Below are 17,070 nucleotides of genomic sequence, written 5' to 3'. Positions count from 1 at the left end.
AGCCATAGCAAAGCCATAGCAAAGTCATTAAAACGTAAGAAAATCGCCCATTTTTCCTACAAAATAATTTAGCGTCTATTTTTCCTTTTTAATCTTTCCCGAAAACCGAGGTACAGTAAGGGTTGTCTTGCTTGTATTTATGAAATAAACCCCGGTTAATAGCACAGCCGCTGCTACAATGGATTGGGTAGTAATTTCTTCATTTAAAACATACCATCCCAAAATCAGGGCAATAATAGGATTTACATAGGTGGAGGTAGCAACTTTATCTGGTGATACCGTTTTTAGCAGATAATTGAAAGAAGTGAAGGCCACGATGCTTCCAAAAATAATCAGCAATACCATACTCCATTGCACGGGGGCTCCCCATTCCTTTGGTGCAATCCACTCTTCCCTAAAGAGAAAACTAGCAACGGCAAGGGTAATTCCCGCAGTAAACATTTGGTAGCCGGTATTAACAAAGAAATTTTTAGGAAGGTCTGCTTTCCCCACAAAAAGACTGCCGTAGGCCCAACTGAGCATACAGGCAAATATCATTACCATTCCCAATACCGTACCCTCTTGGGCAATGAGTTGTTTTTGTGCAACCAAGAGAAAGATGCCCACAATACCCAATCCAACACCCACTAAAGACATAGGCTTTATTCGTTTTCCCTGTAAAAGCCACATCAGTAGCAATACTACCAGAGGCTGTGCGGAAATCTCTAAGGCAGCGAAACCACTGTCAACATATTTTAAAGCCCAAACAATAATGCCGTTTCCAAACGATAGAAACAACACGCCCACTATAAATGCATTTATAAACTGCTTACGGGTGATGGCAAGGCTCTTCCCCATTAATTTGGCAATTATAAATATGAGAAGTCCCGCCGAGGTAAAACGAATAGAGGCCAAGAAAAACGGCGGCAATTCTGCCACGGCCACTTTATTAAGCATATACGTACTTCCCCAGATAACGTAAATGGAGAAAAAGGCAAGAATTATTAAAACGGGGTTTCTTGTTTCTGGCTTCAAGGATTTCGTTTGCGGTTAATTTGGTTAGGTACTTGAAATTTGGAATTATTTCCCACGTTTATTCTTTCTAAAATTTTTATCGCCTCTGGTTTTGGGCTTTTTATACTTCTGCTTTATAATGCGTTTGTAAGAACCTCCCTGATTTTCTTTTTTATTTTTTTCCTTCTTCTCGTGAAAGGCGGGTCCAGCTTCCTCTACATTGGTGGGGTTATTGATTTCTACTATTTGGGGTTTTTCCTCAAAGGTGAGCTGTTTTGAAATCTTTACTTCTTTAGGAAATTCAAGTTCTTCAATTTTAAAATCCATCAAGGTTTCGATAGCCGCCTTGGCATCCTCTTCCTTTTCGGTGTAGAGCAAAATGGAAGTTCCCTCCTGCTCTGCCCTTCCGGTACGGCCTATGCGGTGCATATAGTTTTCGGGGAAGTTGGGCACGTCAAAGTTGATAACGTGGCTTATCTGGTCCAAATCCAAGCCGCGTGCCATAACATCGGTCGTTACGAGGATTCGCGTTTTTTCGGCATTGAAATTTTCTATGGAACGGATTCTGTAGTTCTGTGTTTTGTTGCTGTGAATTACGGCAACTTCACTTCCGAAGAATTCATCCAAAATATCAAAAAGTAAATCCGCACTTTTTTTATTCGGGACAAAAACCAGCACTTTTCTAAAATCTCTTTCATTCTGCAATAAATATTTCAGCAGATTGGCCTTTGTGTAAAAGTTTTCAGCTTTGTAAGCATATTGCGAAATGTTTTCCAAGGGCGTTCCGCTAACGGCCACCGATACTGTAGTTGGCGCAATAAAGAAATCGTGGATAAAAACATTTACATCATCGGTCATCGTTGCCGAAAACATAATGTTTTGGCGCTTGTTGGGAAGCAGCTCCAAAATATTGGTCAGTTGAAACCGGAAGCCCAGATCGAGCATTACATCCACTTCATCAATTACCACTTTTTTTATGGACTTTAGCTGAAGGGCACGGCTTACCACCAAATCATACAATCGTCCCGGAGTGGCAACGATTATGTCGGCTCCTTCGGCAACGGCTTCCTTTTGGCGGTTGATGTTTGTTCCGCCAAAAACCCCAATCACTCTAATTGATGAATATTTCCCAAATTTTTCTATTTCTTCAACTACCTGCAAAACCAATTCCCGAGTAGGAACCATTACCAAGACACGCGGATTTGTTTCTTTTGAAAATTTCAAATCCTGAAGAATGGGGAGCATATAGGCAAATGTTTTTCCCGTTCCCGTTTGCGCAATCCCGACCATATCGGTCCCCGACATAATTACCGAAAACGACTGCGCCTGTATGGGCGTGGGTTTTTCAAAACCCAAATCCGCGATGGCATACTGCAGTTGTTTGGAAATATTAAGCTCGTTGAATGATTCCATGGAAAAAAGTTTGGTGCAAATATAACGCTTTGTTAATTGGGGATTTGGGATTCGTTAATTCGGGATTCGTTTATTCGGGTTTTGGGGTTTGGGATTCGGGAACTCGGGATTCGTTAATTCGGAATTTGGGATTTGGGATTTGTGGATTGAACTTTTAATTCTGATAAACTTAAAATCCCATCTTAAATCTTGAACCTTGAGTATTGAATCTCGAACCCTAATCCTCCGGCGGATGCCCGTGGATCTCTTCAAACACCGTATCAAAATTATCCCGAAGATAGCTTCGTAGTTTTAAACGGTAATCATCTTTTAGCCAACTTATAAAGTTATGTGTACTCTTGCTGATACACTGTGAGTACTTCTCAATACGGTGGTCTATATCATCGCCAAGCATTTTTGCAAGGCCAAGCGCATCGTAAACGTCTTCGCTGTTTTCTATGCAAATATAGGCGTGCTGTGCAATAGACCGTTCCAGAACCACTTTGCTCGATTCACCTTTAAAGGTTGCTTCTTGGTAAGTTTCCTTTATGTCGAAATACACTTCCTTGCTATTGGCAAATTCTGCGCGTAACTCATCAGGCATTTCATATCTGAAATGGCTTTCCAATTCCTCATCGCTTAACAGTCTGTCCATGTAATAATCAGGGGAGCGGAATATTGCCTGCCAGTCCAAAGGCGCCTCCCACGGGCCAAAACGCTGATAATTGTTGCCAAGGTCAATCACGGAAAACTTCGATTTATTGTTCAAAATACGCGAACCGCGGCCTATCATTTGGAAATACAACGTCAACGAACGTGTAGCCCTATTCAAAATAATAGTATCAATCGTCGGTTCATCAAAACCTGTAGTTAATATACTCACCGAAGTCAAAATAGCATCGGGCGTTTCATGGAACCACTTTAAAATCTGCTTGCGTTGTTTTTTGGTAGCAGTATTGTCCAAGTGCATAATGGGCAAACCTTCTGCTTTTAAATGGTAATACACCTGAATGGAAGTATTGATCCCATTATTGAATATCAAGGTTTTTTTTCCTTTGGAATGGTTTAAATAAGCCTGATACAGCTGATCCAGCATTCCCACGGCAGAATAGAGATCATCAGAAGACTTTACGGTATAATCGCCATTGGAACCTATTTCGAGTGAAGTGAGCCCCATATTGTATTGAAAAACCTCAACTTCAGCCAAAAACTCATTTTCAATCAATGACTGTATACTTTCTCCAACAATCAATTCCTGGTAGTTATCCTTCATTGGAAGGCCCCTATTGGAACTTAGTGGCGTAGCGGTTACACCAAGCACAAATGATTTCTCAAAGAATTTAAAAAGTTTGGTAAATGAGTTGTAGTGCGCTTCATCAATAATTACCAAACCAATATCGGAAATATCAAGTTTGTTATCGTTCAAACGGTTGTTTAATGTTTCAACCATTGCCACAAAACAGCTGTATTTTTCTTGATCATCTAGGTTTGCAGTGCTGTTCACCACCTTGTTTACCACACCAAAACTGGTAAGCATTTCTGAAGTTTGCTTGCAAAGCTCCACACGGTGGGTCATTACAAGTACTTTTTTGTTGTGGTTTTTTAAATATTGACGGACAATTTCAGAAAAAATAACCGTTTTTCCACCACCTGTAGGCAGTTGGTATAGCAAATGATAATCATCTGGCGCGGTCTCAAACTTTTCAAAAATCCTGTCTATAGCGCCTTTTTGGTAGCTATACAGTTCTTTATCAGTTTTTTTTTCTTGAATCGCGTCTTTAGTCTCAGTCATAAAAATCCTCATTTTGCAGGATTGCAAAACTACACCCTTTTATAGGTTTTGAAAGAAGAAATGCCAGATTTATTACGAACGAATTTTCTGATATTCTATTTCTGCTTAGTCTTTAAGTAAAGTTGTTCAACTTTTTCCCGTGCCCACGGCGTTTTCCGAAGAAATTTCAAACTCGATTTAATGGACGGATTGCTATTGAAGGAATTGATCTTTATCTTTTCACCCAAAACCTCCCATCCGTAATATTCTACAAGGTATTCCAGAATATCTGCGAGCTTTATTCCGTGCAATGGGTTATTGGGTTGTTGGTTATCCATAGTTTATTTTTTACCAGTCAATCGGCCTATAATCTTTTAAAAACTTTCCGCTCCAGTGCTTTCCAGTGTTTATACCATCAATCAATGGATCCATTACACGAGCGGCGCCATCAACAATATCAAGCGGTGGCTGAAAGTCATGCAGTTCCATTTTTCTTTTTGCCAATTCTACCGGGTCTTCATCTGTAACCCAGCCCGTATCTACGGCATTAATGTAAATTCCTTCTTTGGCAAGACTTCCTGCTGCGGTATGCGTCAACATATTGAGCGCAGCCTTGGCCATATTGGTGTGCGGATGACGATCTTCTTTGAAGAATCTGTGGAATTTCCCCTCCATTGCCGAAACGTTTATAATGTGTTTTTTACCTGTATTTTCTTTCTTCATAATTTCCCCTAAACGGTTACAAAGTACAAAAGGAGCTATTGAGTTTACAAGCTGAACCTCAATCATTTCAGTAGTCTCAATTTCACCAAGCCTTAAACGCCAACTATTTGTCTTTCGAAGATCAACTTGCTGTAAATCTGCATCCAATTTTCCTTCGGGAAAAACTTCTTTTGCGCTTAAAGAATTGTCAAAACTATAAGGAATCTGCGAAAGTTTGGCTGAAGCGCGAATACCAATTCCCGGTTCAGAACCGTGCCAAGTTACAGGAAGGTTTTTGTTTTTACAAATGTCTGCAGCAAGTGTTTTTAATTCTTGCAAGCAATTAATATGATCGTGCAATAAGTCCTTTACGAACTGTGGATGTTCTTCAAAAGGCATTTCCTCCTTCGCCATTAAATGTTGGTAAAAGCCTGCCGGTCTACGTACAGTTTGTGCCGCGTTGTTTATTAGAATATCGAGGTTTTCGTATTTCTGCTCAATGTAATTGCAGAAAATTTCCACGCTCGGAATATGTCGAAGATCCAAACCGTGAATCTTTAAACGGTCTGCCCATTGGTGGAAATCTTCTTCCTGTGCAAAACGATAGGCGGAATCTGCCGGAAATCGTGTTGTAGCTACAACGGTTGCTCCAGCACGAAGCAGCATTAATGAAATATGATACCCAATTTTTAATCGCGAACCCGTCATAACAGCTATCTGCCCAGTTAAATCTGTAGTCTGAAAGCGTTTTGCGTAATTGAAATCACCACACTCGGTACACATAGTATCGTAAAAGTGATGCAATTTTGTGTAGAGCGTTTTACAGACGTAACAGTTGCGCGGGGTTTCAAGCTCAAGTTCTTTTTTGGAAGATAAATCTGCAGCCTGGAGTAGTTTTGGAGCTATAAACACCACGTTTTCGCGAGCGCTTCGTATTCCCGTTTCCTTTCGGGCGGTTCGGTCTTTATTGGCCTGTTTACGCTTCTCAGCTTTTTTGGCATCCTTTTTTCTGCGGGAAAACTCATCGCGATTTGGTCGTGATAGTTGTCCGGATGCTTTTATTAAAGCGGTGCGTTGCTCTTTTGGAATCACAAAAATTTGATCTGTATTACTGTTTAAATATTCAAGAATGTCGATACATTTCGCTATTTCTTCGGTATTTATTTCTCTCTTTATTGAATTTCCGCCAACGGATTTGTTTAAATGCTCCATTTCTTCCTTTATGGAAGTTTCCGTTTCAAAAACCTGCTCTGGCATATATTAATTTTTCGGCAAATATAGTCACAGTTTGAATGTGCAAAACATTTTATTTCAAATAGTAAAAACAAAATACTATTGACTTACCAATTCTTTTTGAACATTTGTTGGCACTGGTTGATAGGACGAAAACGAAGATTTAAAAGTTGCTCTGCCCTGCGTGAGTGAACGCAAATCTGTAGAGAAGCCATGCATTTCGGCTTCCGGGGTCAAACATTTTAAAACTTGGTAGTTATTGTTGTTTTCTATTCCTTGAATCATGGAACGCCGCGCTTGCAGATCAGTCATTACATTCCCCACCATTTCTTCTGGAACCTTTACAATGAGTTCCAAAACTGGTTCCAAAAGTTTGGGATTGGCATTCATAAATGCTTCTTTGAAGGCATGCGCTCCAGCAATTTTAAAAGAAATATCATTTGAGTCAACAGAATGCATCTTCCCGTCATAAACCATTACACGCACATCGCGAATGTAGGAACCCGTTAACGGCCCTTCTTCCATTACTTCCAAAACACCTTTCATTATTGATGGCAAGTACCGTAGGTCAATAACTCCGCCCACAATGCAGTTATAAAAAACCAATTTTCCGCCCCAAGACAGATCTATTTCTTCTTTGCCGCGGATATTAAAACCTTGCGGCTCCTCCATATTTTCATCCCAAGGTTCAATCTTTAAGTGAACTTCCGCAAACTGCCCCGAACCGCCAGATTGTTTTTTGTGGCGATAGTTTGAGGCAGATGAACGTTGAATGGTCTCCCGGAAAGCTATTTTAGGTTTTTCAAACCGCGCCTCTACGCCGTAAATATTTTTAAGAGTCCAATCTATAGTTGCCAAATGCAGTTCCCCTTGGCAAGCCAAAATAAGTTGTTTCGCTTCCGAAGAAAAGGAAATGTTTACGGTAGGATCCTGACTGTGAATTTTCTTTAGCGCCTCACTGAGTTTTTCTTCATCCTTTGTATTTACTGCAAACACAGCTTTTTTGATACGGGCTTGTGGAAATTTAATGGGCTTAATGGCAAGAGGAAGTTTTGGCGAAGCTAAAGTATCGTTGGTTTCTGTATATTTTAATTTTAGCGTTGCACCAATATCGCCCACCGTAAGTCTATTTACGGGTTGTCTTTCTTTTCCATCCATGATGAAAAGTTGATTTATTATTTCGGTTTCATCATTTCTGGAATTTATAAGTTTATCATTTAGCCGTACTTCGCCGCTCATAACCTTAAAAAAAGTGATTTGCCCCAAATTGGGTTGATAAACTGTTTTAAAGATGAAAAGCGCTGTAGGACTCTCTTTTAAAACATTTACTTCTTTGCCGTCCACGCTTTGTTCAGGTTTGAGGTCTGCCGCAGCAGGCGCAACGTTGTCAATAAAGCCCATCAATCTTCCCGTGCCCATATCATTCAAAGCTGAAACACAGAATACCGGAAACAGTTCATGGTTCAACATTCCTGCTTTTATTCCTTGCCGCATTTCATCTTCGTTTAAGGTGCCTTTTTCAAAAAAAAGCTCCAGTAATGTTTCATCATTTTCTGCAGCTTTCTCTATTAATTCGTTATTTAATTCCTTGGCCCATTCCTTTTGGTCATCGGGAATTTCTAACTTTTCGGGCTTTCCTCCTTCTGGCGAAAATTTATACATTTTCATCTTAAGCACATCTACAATACACTGTGAACCATCTATAACTAAAGGATACTGAATTTGCACGGCATTATTGCCCACCAGATTTTTTATGCTTTTGAAGCTTTCTTCAAATTTAGCATTGATATGGTCTATTTGGTTTATTACAAACAAAGTTGGTTTGTGATATTTATCTATGTAGTTCCAGATAATTTCAGCACCAACTTCCACACCGTGCTGAGCATTTAAGACAGTAACAATAGTATCTGCAACGCGGATAGAGGAAATAATTTCACCGATAAAATCATCCAGTCCGGGTGTGTCTATTATGTTGATCTTGTAATTGCGCCATTCTGTGTGGAGTGGTGTAGCGAAGATAGAGTTGCCCCGTTCGTGCTCAATGTCGTGATAGTCAGATACGGTATTTTTATTTTCAACTGTACCGCGGCGATTGATTAGGCCTGCTTCAAAAAGCATGGTTTCTGCAAGTGTAGTTTTCCCACTATTGTGGGCGCCCACGAAGACTACGTTTTTAATGTGTTTGTCGTCATATATTTTCATCTATATAAATATTTTGGTTAGTATGTTTTCAGATGCAATGCGCCAAACACTTATGATTGTGCCTGGTCTTGCTTATTTATTGTAAATCATATATTATGTGTTGATTCTTTTGATTCTTTTGATTCTTTTGATTCTTAAATTTAAGAAATTAATTCATTAATACTTTTAGACTGGTACTTTTGGTTTCGGAATTTAAAGTAATAAAATATAGTCCTGATGTGAATTTTACTCCATTCGTACTTCTGCCGTCCCAAATTATTCTTTTATTCCCCACCACTTCATCATTTAAAAGTGTGATTAGTTTTCTACCTCTTATATCAAATACTTCTATCAACACTTTTTCTGGCGTTTCTAGTTTAAATTGAAGGGTTGTTTCATCAGTAAAGGGATTTGGGTAAGAAATGAATTGAAAGCTATCTGTAGTAAAATCTGCCACATTCAAAATGCCAGCTGGCGATATGCGTGTATAATAAACGTCTTGTCCCCCGTTGATTGTATTCGCCCAGGCTAAGTGGGCATAATCATTAGTGCTAACCATATCAAAATAATCTCCCATTTTACCTTGATTGGGGTAACCAACAGATGGGTCAAACGGCTCTGATATGGGTTCATTTACTGACCAGGTTTCACCTTGATCTTCTGAAAATGAATAATAAAGAACAGAGCTAATTCCATTAGTGGCATCTCTAGTGTCCAGCCAAATTATATCAATACGTCCATTGGGAGCCACTGACATTGTTCCGAACCATTGGTAAGAATTAGTTCCTGTATCGGTATTTATTCGTATTGGAGGTTCAAATGTATTTCCACCATCCGTACTTTTTGCAAACATAACGTCCCCCGGATCATTGTTAGAATGACGCAATACTGATGCAGCCACATATACATTATCCTTTCCTGGGCCGTTCGAAATATCCACATCTACCCATGCCTGCCCCATTAAACCGGCTGGATTTACAGCTACTTGTACATCTAAATCACCATCTAGATCGACTTGGGTTAAACTTTCCCAAATAACATCTTCTGCAGGATTCTTTGCCGAGGTAGATTTTATTAAAACAATTCCAGAATTTGATGTTCCCGTGATATATAAAGTGCCTTGAGAATCTACAGCCAAGGTACCCCAAACTGGAGCGCCATCAATCAATATACACTCTTCAAAGGTGTTGCTGCTATCGGTAGATCGGGTAAAAGCACCATTACAATTGGAAAAAGCTGCATTCCAATAAGAATAATTATTTCCCTCTCCTATGCCCGAAGTACGATCTATCCGCATCCATTGTTTATCACCACCCCTAGCCGGAACAGGCAATCCCCAATCATTGCCCCCATCGGTAATTTTGTATACGTCACAATCAAAACCGCTTGCAAGGCTGTTGTAATAAAAATTTCCTTCACTATCAAAATCTAGAACAGGGTCTGAACGAAAAACACCCGGGTCCAAAACTCCGGGGAATGTCCAGGTCAATCCTCCATCAAGAGAAAATCCATTTCCCGCTTGCCTAAAATTACTGTTTACGGTATCAAACTGGCGCCATCCAATTACAATTCTATTTGGGTTTAACGGATCTATTGCTATGGAAGTTTCGTTTGCTGCGTCTCCAATAATGTTATTTCCATTTTCGTCTACATTAACCTGCCGGGTGAAATAATTGGGAGTAGTTATATTATACGCAGGACTCCGTTCCATCATAGAACGGGAAACAGGAATATAGGGGTCATCTGGTATTTCTCTATGGCTTTCGAAAAATTCTTGCCGGGAAATTTGGCAATAAATTGATGAGCAGGAAGGAAGAAATAAAATGAAGACAACCAAGTGAACAAAGCTGTATTGTAAAGATAAAATTTTCATTTCTAAAGTGATTTTGTGAAGTGTTATTAAATTTACAACAATTTGATTAGAAATAAGATATGTTATAAATTTTAAAATTCAAGAGCAATAAATTAAAAAGACTTATGAATATCCTAAGAAGTTAGAGTTGATTGTATTAAATATATATTAAAGTCAGTTTAGAATTATGTTGGGGCGGCTTAAAATTGTACCTTCACCTTAACAAAAAAAAACAAACAACATGAACAATAAAGGAAAAGGAATATTGGCTCTGCTAGGAGTAGCAGCTGGTGCATTTGCATTTTGGAAATACAAAAACATGTCGCCAGAAGAAAAACAAAGACTTAAAGACAAAGCCAACGAAACTGGCAGAAAGATTAGAGAAAAAGTTGAAGATGTAGAGGAAACAATTTCTGAAAAATACGATCAACTTAAGAGCTCTGCAAAAAAAGAGGCAAACGACCTCACAAATTAGTGTAACAGTTATTGATGAATGAAAAATCCCGCCAAGTGCGGGATTTTTTTTGTTATAGGTAATGTTAAATTAGTTTTTTGTGACTTTTACAGCATTCATTCCACGTTGACCTTTTTCAAGTTCAAACGAAACACTGTCATTTTCAGAAATTTCATCAATTATACCACTTACGTGTGTAAAATATTTTTCGTTATTTTCATCATCAATGATAAATCCGAAGCCTTTGGAAGAATCGTAAAAGGAAACTGTCCCTTTTCGCACTGGGTCAAAAGCCTCTCGCTCTCCTTCTTCTTTAGGTGGAATGCCTAGCACAATATCTTCAGCTTCAATCTCTGGTTTTAGTGATGGATCTGGTGGTGTATCGGTCAAGTTACCGTTGTGATCCACATACACAAAATCTATCCCAGGTGTTTTTTCAGCCTTACGCGCTTCTTTTTTCTTTTGTTTCTCTTCACGCTTTTTAAGCTTTGCTTTTTCTTTTTCTTTTTTACTGTATGTTTGTTGTGATTTTGCCATTTATTTTTTTAATAAAAAAAGCCATCCACTGACTGCAGATGACTTTTAAATTAGTTTATGTAATATTATTTTTTATTTGTTTTACCTAGATGGGTTTTAATAATCTATCATCCTAACGTTTCCAAAGATACGGTAAATGAAGGTATTAATATCATAAAAAGGGTTAAAGTAATCTTTAAAGGTCTATACCTTGCCAATTCTCAGGTTTATAAGTGTCAAACTTTTTTTCCGCAGCAATCATTTTTTTGGCTAACTCCCGCATATCCGGTGCATTGGGAGCATCGTTTAAAATATTACTTATAATATACATTCTTTGCTGATCAATATCATTGAGTATTTTATTTTTTAAATTATGTTATAAATCATTAAAATATTCAACATAGTCCCGCAACAGTCTTTCATTGAGAATTGCATCTTCTAAAGTATCCAAATTACTATCTGCCTTATCGAAATTAGGTAAATGATCGGTTATCTTCAATCCCTGCTCAGCTGCCATTTCTTCTGCCATTCTGTTCATTTCTCGCATTAGCTCTACTTGTTGCATTTTAGGAAATGTTTGTACCCAATTTACAAAATCTCTTTTGCCATCAATATTAGACCTCATAAATTCCAAAATTTTGTTTCTACAGTCCATGGTGCAATTTGTTAGTTAAAATACTACTTTAAATTTCAGTAGAATAAAAATAAAAAATCAATTATAATGATTTCAATTTTTCGGAATGCATTTTCCTAAGCTTTGCAAGTTTGGGTGAAATGACTGCTGTACAGTAGCCTTGTGATTGGTTTTTAGCATAGTAATCTTGATGATTATCTTCTGCTGGGTGAAATTTTTCCAAAGAACTTAACTCAGTAACAATTGGATCTTCATAATAAGTTGCCATTTCTTTTAAAACTGTTTCAGCTACCTCTTTTTGTTTTTCGCTGTGGTAAAAAATAACCGAACGATACTGCGTCCCTCTATCCGCGCCTTGTCGGTTCAAGGTTGTTGGATCGTGGGTGGTCATAAAGATGATTAGTAGGTCTTCGAATGAAACGATGTTGGAATCAAAGGTAATCTGGATTACCTCCGCGTGTCCCGTGAGTCCACTGCATACCTCACGATACGTTGGTGTTCCGGGAACCTTTCCGCCGGAATAGCCGGAAACTACTTTTTCTACTCCCTTTACTTGGTTAAAGACGGCTTCGGTACACCAAAAACATCCGCCACCCACGGTCATTTGCTCTAAATTTTTATCTGCCATACTTTAATTTTTATTGCTTTTCCAAAGATAGATACTGAAGTATGTGTTGTGCCTAAAGTAATGTTAAACCTGTTAATCCATTAACGTGAAATTTATTCTTTCGGTTTATAATGAAATTTATATCTTAGAAAAAAATATAAAACAATCCTCAATGTTTAAAAAATTACTTTTCGTACTACTATTCTCAGCGAGCTACACTCTCCTATTTTCACAAGAAAGACCTATAGAAATCATCGAAGAAGCAAAGGCAAACCGTTTGTTTCTTTACGCCCTAAACAAAAACGAGAAAGATCTTGACGTTTTGATTACCGTTGAGGGAACCAATTTTCGCCAAAGCAAAAGCGTACCTAGGCCCGTGCGCGTACCGGCTGCTTCAAAAGTATTGCTGACCAATTTAATTGTGGAAAGAAATAAAAGAGCTAATTATACCTATAAACTGGAAGTAAGCGATAGCCTTTCACGGCGTGCTTTACGTAGGGAATTTGAATCAATAAAAATTGAACCTAAAAAAAAGGTTATTGTTTACATTCCCGAAAACTGCGCAAGCTGCGATACTTTAGTTTCAAATTTAGATAAGAGTAATTATTTATATACTTCGTATCGTTTTTCAGAAAAACCTGAATTAAAGGGGCAATTGGCTCCGGCCTTTGCTAATTCTACAGTAAAAATAGATTCCATTAGTACCCCAATCATAAGTCTTGGAGGTGTATTACACGTAAAAATTGAGGACTACGATCAGTTATTGGAAGAGCTTAATAAATAATCCCTTCTATTTCTTATCATACATCAATGCTGAATTTTATATGGGTAAATATCTTTGCCTTATAAAATTTTAATAACTAAATTCAGTAATTATGAACGATAATGAAAAAACAATTTGGAAGATTGACACTGCACATTCCGAAATCAATTTTAAGGTAAAACATATGATGATTTCTACAGTGACAGGAAGTTTTGAAAAATTCGATGGCAATATTGAAACTACTGCAAGTGATTTTAATGACGCGGATTTTTCATTTTCAGCAACAATTGATTCTATAAACACAAACAATAAAGATCGCGATGCGCATCTAAAAAGTGATGATTTCTTTGGAGTTGAAAAATATCCGGAACTTATATTCAAATCGAAATCATTTGATGGTGATAAAATGATTGGGGACATTACCATAAAAGGTATTACGCAACAAATAACGCTCGATGCCGAGTATAACGGAACGGCCGTTGATCCTTATGGCCAGACAAAGGCAGGTTTTGAGTTTGAAGGTAATCTAAATCGAAAAGATTTTGGATTAACCTGGAGCGCCGTGACTGAAGCGGGAAATGTAGTAGTGAGCGACAAAGTGAAATTAATTGCTTCACTACAATTCGTAAAACAATAATTTCCCAAGATTTTACTGTTCCCCTTTTAAAAATCGAGAGCTTTGTTTGTTACAAATGAAGTTCTCGATTTGTTTTATATAAATCTATTCACCATTTGCTAATTCTTCTTCCTTAAAACATTTCTTAGCATACATCAATATAAAACAACATTTTAGGAAGTAATTTTACTACATAAAATAAAAAATAATTTAAAATGAAAACACGACAAATAGAACGCGTATTGACTCCGCCACCACCACATATGGTTGGCGATGGGTTCAGGGTTCATCAATATATACCTTCCGCTTTGGGCGCAGGTTTTGAAAGAATGGATCCTTTTATAATGATGGATTACAACAGCAAATTTTACTTTCCACCTACGGATAAGCCTCGTGGTGTAGATGTGCATCCACATCGAGGCTTTGAAACTGTTACCATAGCATATAAAGGAAGTGTAGCCCACCACGATAGCGCGGGTAATAGTGGGGTAATTAATGAAGGCGACGTGCAATGGATGACTGCCGCTTCGGGAATACTGCATAAAGAATACCACGAAGAAAATTTCAGCAAAGCTGGTGGATATTTCCAAATGGTACAGCTGTGGGTGAATCTTCCCGCAAAGGACAAAATGAGCGCGCCGAAATATCAGGGAGTCACAAATGCTGAAATGAAAAAAGTGCAACTTCCAGATAATGCAGGTATTGTTGAAGTAATTGCTGGAGAATACAAAGGCGTAAAAGGACCTGCTTTTACTTTTACTCCAGTCCATATGTTTAACGCAAAGTTGAATAAAGGCGGAAAAGCAACATTCAGTTTCCCGCAAAACTACAATACTACTATTTTGGTAGTTGAAGGAAATATAAAAGTGAACAATAGCGATGAAATAAAAACCGATAGTTTGGGATTGTTTGCAAATGATGGCGAAGAATTCACCATTGAAGCAACCGATGACACCGTAGTTTTGGTACTTAGCGGAGAACCTATAAACGAACCGATTGCAGCCCAAGGACCATTTGTCATGAACACACGTAGCGAAATTGTTCAAGCAATAAGCGATTTCAATATGGGGAAATTCGGGTATTTGGAATGATAAAAAAGTAAGTATCTTAGAGGATGTTTTGTCCGGTCCAATGAAATTGAGACCTACAAAGCATCCTTTTTAAATTTAAAACTATGTCAAACCTAAAAACAATAATACCAGAACGCGCTGCAAACATAGGCAATTTTATGGTTGGCCGTTTGTTGCCGTTTCGTGAAAAACGGATGGTTGGGCCATTCGCTTTTATAGATCATATGGGGCCGGTATTTATGGACGAAACACAAAACCTTGATGTTCCTCCCCATCCGCATATTGGGCTTTCCACACTAACCTATCTTTTTGAAGGAAGTATAATGCACCGTGACAGTCTGGGTTCTGAAGTTGAAATTACACCAGGCGCCGTAAACTGGATGACTGCTGGAAAAGGCGTGGTTCATTCTGAAAGAACTCCGGAAAGTCTTCGAAATACGAAAAAATCATTGCACGGTTTACAGATTTGGGTGGCGCTTCCGAAGCATCTGGAAAATATGGAACCCACTTTTCATCACACTGAAAAGCAGGAAATCCCACATTTTGAAAAAGATGGTGTCTCCATAAAAGTAATTGCTGGGGAAGTTTTCGGGAAAAAATCGCCAGTTCCTGTACACAGTAATCTTTATTTTTTGGAACTGAAAAGCGGGAAGAAAAGAACAGTGAAACTTGGAGATTATCTTTTCGGCGAAAGCGGACTTTACATTTTAGAGGGAAATATTTTCAGTGAAGGGAATACATACGAACCTAAACAAATTCTTATAGCAAACGACAGCAAACTCTGCGAATTCGAAATGGCCGATAATACAACTGTTTATATTTTTGGAGGCGACCCCTTCCCAGAAGAACGCCATATTCACTGGAACTTTGTAGCTTCGGAAAAAGAAACTATTGAAAAAGCACGTGAAAATTGGAAAGCGCAACGTTTTCCAAAAGTTCCAGGTGAAACGGAAGTTGTTCCACTTCCAGTTTAATTTGTTTTAAAATTATTATGCGCTAATTCTTTCCGAACCCGGCTCAAGCTTTCGGGGGTAATGCCCAAATAGGAAGCAATCATCCACTGCGGCACCCGTAACAATAAATCTGGGTACATTTCAATAAACCTCAAATAGCGAACTTCTGCCGTTGCACCTAGCAATAGATTGATTCTTTTTTGCATATGCCTAATGTGGTTGTGCAAGAGTTTATCATTAAACCTTCTGAAAGTGGGGCTGGTTTCATTCGCCTTACAAATAAAATCCTCGCCTATTAAAACTACTTCAGTATCTTCAATTGCTTCTATATAACTTTCCGACGCATCGTTAAAATACACACTACTCCTATCAACGATAAACCAGTTTTCGGGAGCAAATTGAATTACGTGCTCCTTCCCCGATTCATCAAGCATATAGGAACGCAATAATCCTTTTTCCACAAAAAAGGAATGTCTGCAAATTGCCCCCTTTTTTAAAAGCAACTCCCCTTTTTCAAAGCTAAGCCTTTTCAATTCTGAAGTCAAAAGCATTACTTCATCGATTGAAATTCCAGCAATTTTCAACAAATAGGTTTCAAAAGCTTGCATTTTCATTTTACTTTAACCATTTAGGGAGGTAAATACATTTTAAAATTACGGTTTTCTTCCGAATATACTCTTGCCACTTTTTTTGTTTTCTGAAGAAGTGAACACTAAACCATTTTCAATTATGAGAAATTCTACAACGCCCTCCGTAAATGCCGGCAGTATGGCCGACATTGCCTTTTTATTGTTAATTTTCTTTTTGGTAACATCTATGATTCCAAACGACAAGGGAATTGCAAGAAATCTGCCCCAAGCTTGCCCTCCCGGCGCCGACTGTAATATTCCTATTAAAAAGAATAACCTTTTCACCATACACGTTAATGAAACTAGTGAAATTATGGCAAATGAAACCCGAACCACAGTTGGACAATTAAAGGAGGAATTGAAAAATTTTATTGATAATAATGGTGATGAAACTTGTATTTACTGTAAAGGGGAACAGCTTGCAGAAGCTTCCGACAATCCAAAAAAAGCTTCCATTTCATTATCAATACATCGCGGAGCGCCATACCAAAGTTTTATTACGGTTCAGGACGAAATCGCAAAAGCGTATTTTGAATTAAGGGAAACCTACGTTTCTGAAGTTCTGAAAAAAGATGTTTCTACAATTACCGATGCCGAACTAAAAAAAGTACAGGAGGCCTATCCTTTCCGTATTATTGAGCCATCGCAGCAGCAGTAATAAATTATCCTTTCATTGCATGATAAAATTTTATTTTAAATTTATA

The 17,070-nt window shown here is 38.2% G+C and carries 18 protein-coding genes; 6 read left to right on the top strand and 12 right to left on the bottom strand.

The features are described 5' to 3' along the window. Nucleotides 1-75: 75 nt before the first annotated feature. From AC58DT_RS05180 to AC58DT_RS05150, 7 genes are all read right to left on the bottom strand, one after another. On the bottom strand, nt 76-1,014 hold the full coding sequence (locus AC58DT_RS05180; RefSeq protein WP_497215771.1) for an EamA family transporter: 939 nt from the start codon (nt 1,012-1,014) through the stop codon (nt 76-78). 45 nt (nt 1,015-1,059) lie between these two features. Further along, a complete protein-coding gene (locus tag AC58DT_RS05175) occupies nt 1,060-2,406 on the bottom strand; it encodes a DEAD/DEAH box helicase (RefSeq protein ID WP_497215770.1) in 1,347 nt (448 codons plus the stop codon). 217 nt (nt 2,407-2,623) lie between these two features. Next, complete coding sequence (locus AC58DT_RS05170; protein ID WP_497215769.1) at nt 2,624-4,177, bottom strand: DEAD/DEAH box helicase; 1,554 nt, start codon at nt 4,175-4,177, stop codon at nt 2,624-2,626. A gap of 95 nt (nt 4,178-4,272) precedes the next feature. After that, entirely contained in the window at nt 4,273-4,494 is a 222-nt protein-coding gene (locus tag AC58DT_RS05165; protein WP_497215768.1) for a VF530 family protein, read from the bottom strand. Nucleotides 4,495-4,504: 10 nt separating this feature from the next. After that, nucleotides 4,505-6,070, bottom strand: coding sequence for an SDR family NAD(P)-dependent oxidoreductase (locus AC58DT_RS05160; protein WP_497215942.1), 1,566 nt, complete (start codon nt 6,068-6,070; stop codon nt 4,505-4,507). Between the two features lie 120 nt (nt 6,071-6,190). Further along, complete coding sequence (locus AC58DT_RS05155) at nt 6,191-8,293, bottom strand: elongation factor G (protein WP_497215767.1); 2,103 nt, start codon at nt 8,291-8,293, stop codon at nt 6,191-6,193. Nucleotides 8,294-8,441: 148 nt separating this feature from the next. Next, entirely contained in the window at nt 8,442-10,145 is a 1,704-nt protein-coding gene (locus tag AC58DT_RS05150) for a T9SS type A sorting domain-containing protein (protein WP_497215766.1), read from the bottom strand. 220 nt (nt 10,146-10,365) lie between these two features. Here AC58DT_RS05150 and AC58DT_RS05145 point away from each other — a divergent pair, with 220 nt between their 5' ends. Beyond that, a complete protein-coding gene (locus tag AC58DT_RS05145) occupies nt 10,366-10,599 on the top strand; it encodes a YtxH domain-containing protein (protein ID WP_497215765.1) in 234 nt (77 codons plus the stop codon). Between the two features lie 69 nt (nt 10,600-10,668). Here AC58DT_RS05145 and AC58DT_RS05140 read toward each other — a convergent pair whose 3' ends face one another. From AC58DT_RS05140 to msrA, 4 genes are all read right to left on the bottom strand, one after another. Next, nucleotides 10,669-11,115 (bottom strand): cold-shock protein, encoded by a 447-nt coding sequence (locus AC58DT_RS05140; RefSeq protein ID WP_062621362.1) that lies wholly within the window; start codon nt 11,113-11,115, stop codon nt 10,669-10,671. Nucleotides 11,116-11,290: 175 nt separating this feature from the next. Next, entirely contained in the window at nt 11,291-11,425 is a 135-nt protein-coding gene (locus tag AC58DT_RS05135; protein ID WP_497215764.1) for a hypothetical protein, read from the bottom strand. 45 nt (nt 11,426-11,470) lie between these two features. Beyond that, complete coding sequence (locus AC58DT_RS05130) at nt 11,471-11,749, bottom strand: hypothetical protein (protein ID WP_497215763.1); 279 nt, start codon at nt 11,747-11,749, stop codon at nt 11,471-11,473. Nucleotides 11,750-11,810: 61 nt separating this feature from the next. After that, the gene (gene msrA, locus AC58DT_RS05125; RefSeq protein WP_497215762.1) at nt 11,811-12,356 is read right to left on the bottom strand and encodes a peptide-methionine (S)-S-oxide reductase MsrA; all 546 of its coding nucleotides are present in this window, start codon (nt 12,354-12,356) and stop codon (nt 11,811-11,813) included. A gap of 151 nt (nt 12,357-12,507) precedes the next feature. Here msrA and AC58DT_RS05120 point away from each other — a divergent pair, with 151 nt between their 5' ends. The 4 genes from AC58DT_RS05120 to AC58DT_RS05105 all read left to right on the top strand — a co-directional run bounded on the left by AC58DT_RS05120 (nt 12,508) and on the right by AC58DT_RS05105 (nt 15,758). Next, nucleotides 12,508-13,119, top strand: a complete 612-nt coding sequence (locus AC58DT_RS05120; RefSeq protein ID WP_497215761.1) for a hypothetical protein — start codon at nt 12,508-12,510, stop codon at nt 13,117-13,119. A 91-nt stretch (nt 13,120-13,210) separates the two neighbouring features. Further along, nucleotides 13,211-13,735 carry a YceI family protein gene (locus tag AC58DT_RS05115; RefSeq protein WP_497215760.1) on the top strand — a complete coding sequence of 175 codons (525 nt, stop codon included), beginning with the start codon at nt 13,211-13,213 and terminating at the stop codon, nt 13,733-13,735. A 194-nt stretch (nt 13,736-13,929) separates the two neighbouring features. Next, nucleotides 13,930-14,805: a pirin family protein gene (locus AC58DT_RS05110; protein ID WP_497215759.1), complete on the top strand. Its 876-nt coding sequence runs from the start codon at nt 13,930-13,932 to the stop codon at nt 14,803-14,805. A gap of 83 nt (nt 14,806-14,888) precedes the next feature. Then, nucleotides 14,889-15,758, top strand: coding sequence for a pirin family protein (locus tag AC58DT_RS05105; RefSeq protein WP_497215758.1), 870 nt, complete (start codon nt 14,889-14,891; stop codon nt 15,756-15,758). Here the strand turns inward: AC58DT_RS05105 and AC58DT_RS05100 are convergent. Then, nucleotides 15,755-16,351 carry a Crp/Fnr family transcriptional regulator gene (locus AC58DT_RS05100; RefSeq protein ID WP_497215757.1) on the bottom strand — a complete coding sequence of 199 codons (597 nt, stop codon included), beginning with the start codon at nt 16,349-16,351 and terminating at the stop codon, nt 15,755-15,757. The two genes, AC58DT_RS05105 and AC58DT_RS05100, sit on opposite strands and share 4 nt — an antisense overlap. Before the next feature lie 115 nt (nt 16,352-16,466). Between AC58DT_RS05100 and AC58DT_RS05095 the strand changes: the two genes are divergently transcribed. After that, nucleotides 16,467-17,024, top strand: a complete 558-nt coding sequence (locus AC58DT_RS05095; protein WP_497215756.1) for an ExbD/TolR family protein — start codon at nt 16,467-16,469, stop codon at nt 17,022-17,024. Nucleotides 17,025-17,070: the final 46 nt, after the last annotated feature.

The organism is Aequorivita sp. CRS11 (assembly GCF_059693805.1).
The sequence above is the reverse complement of the archived record's forward strand: the minus strand, read 5'-3'. Positions and strand labels throughout refer to the sequence as shown.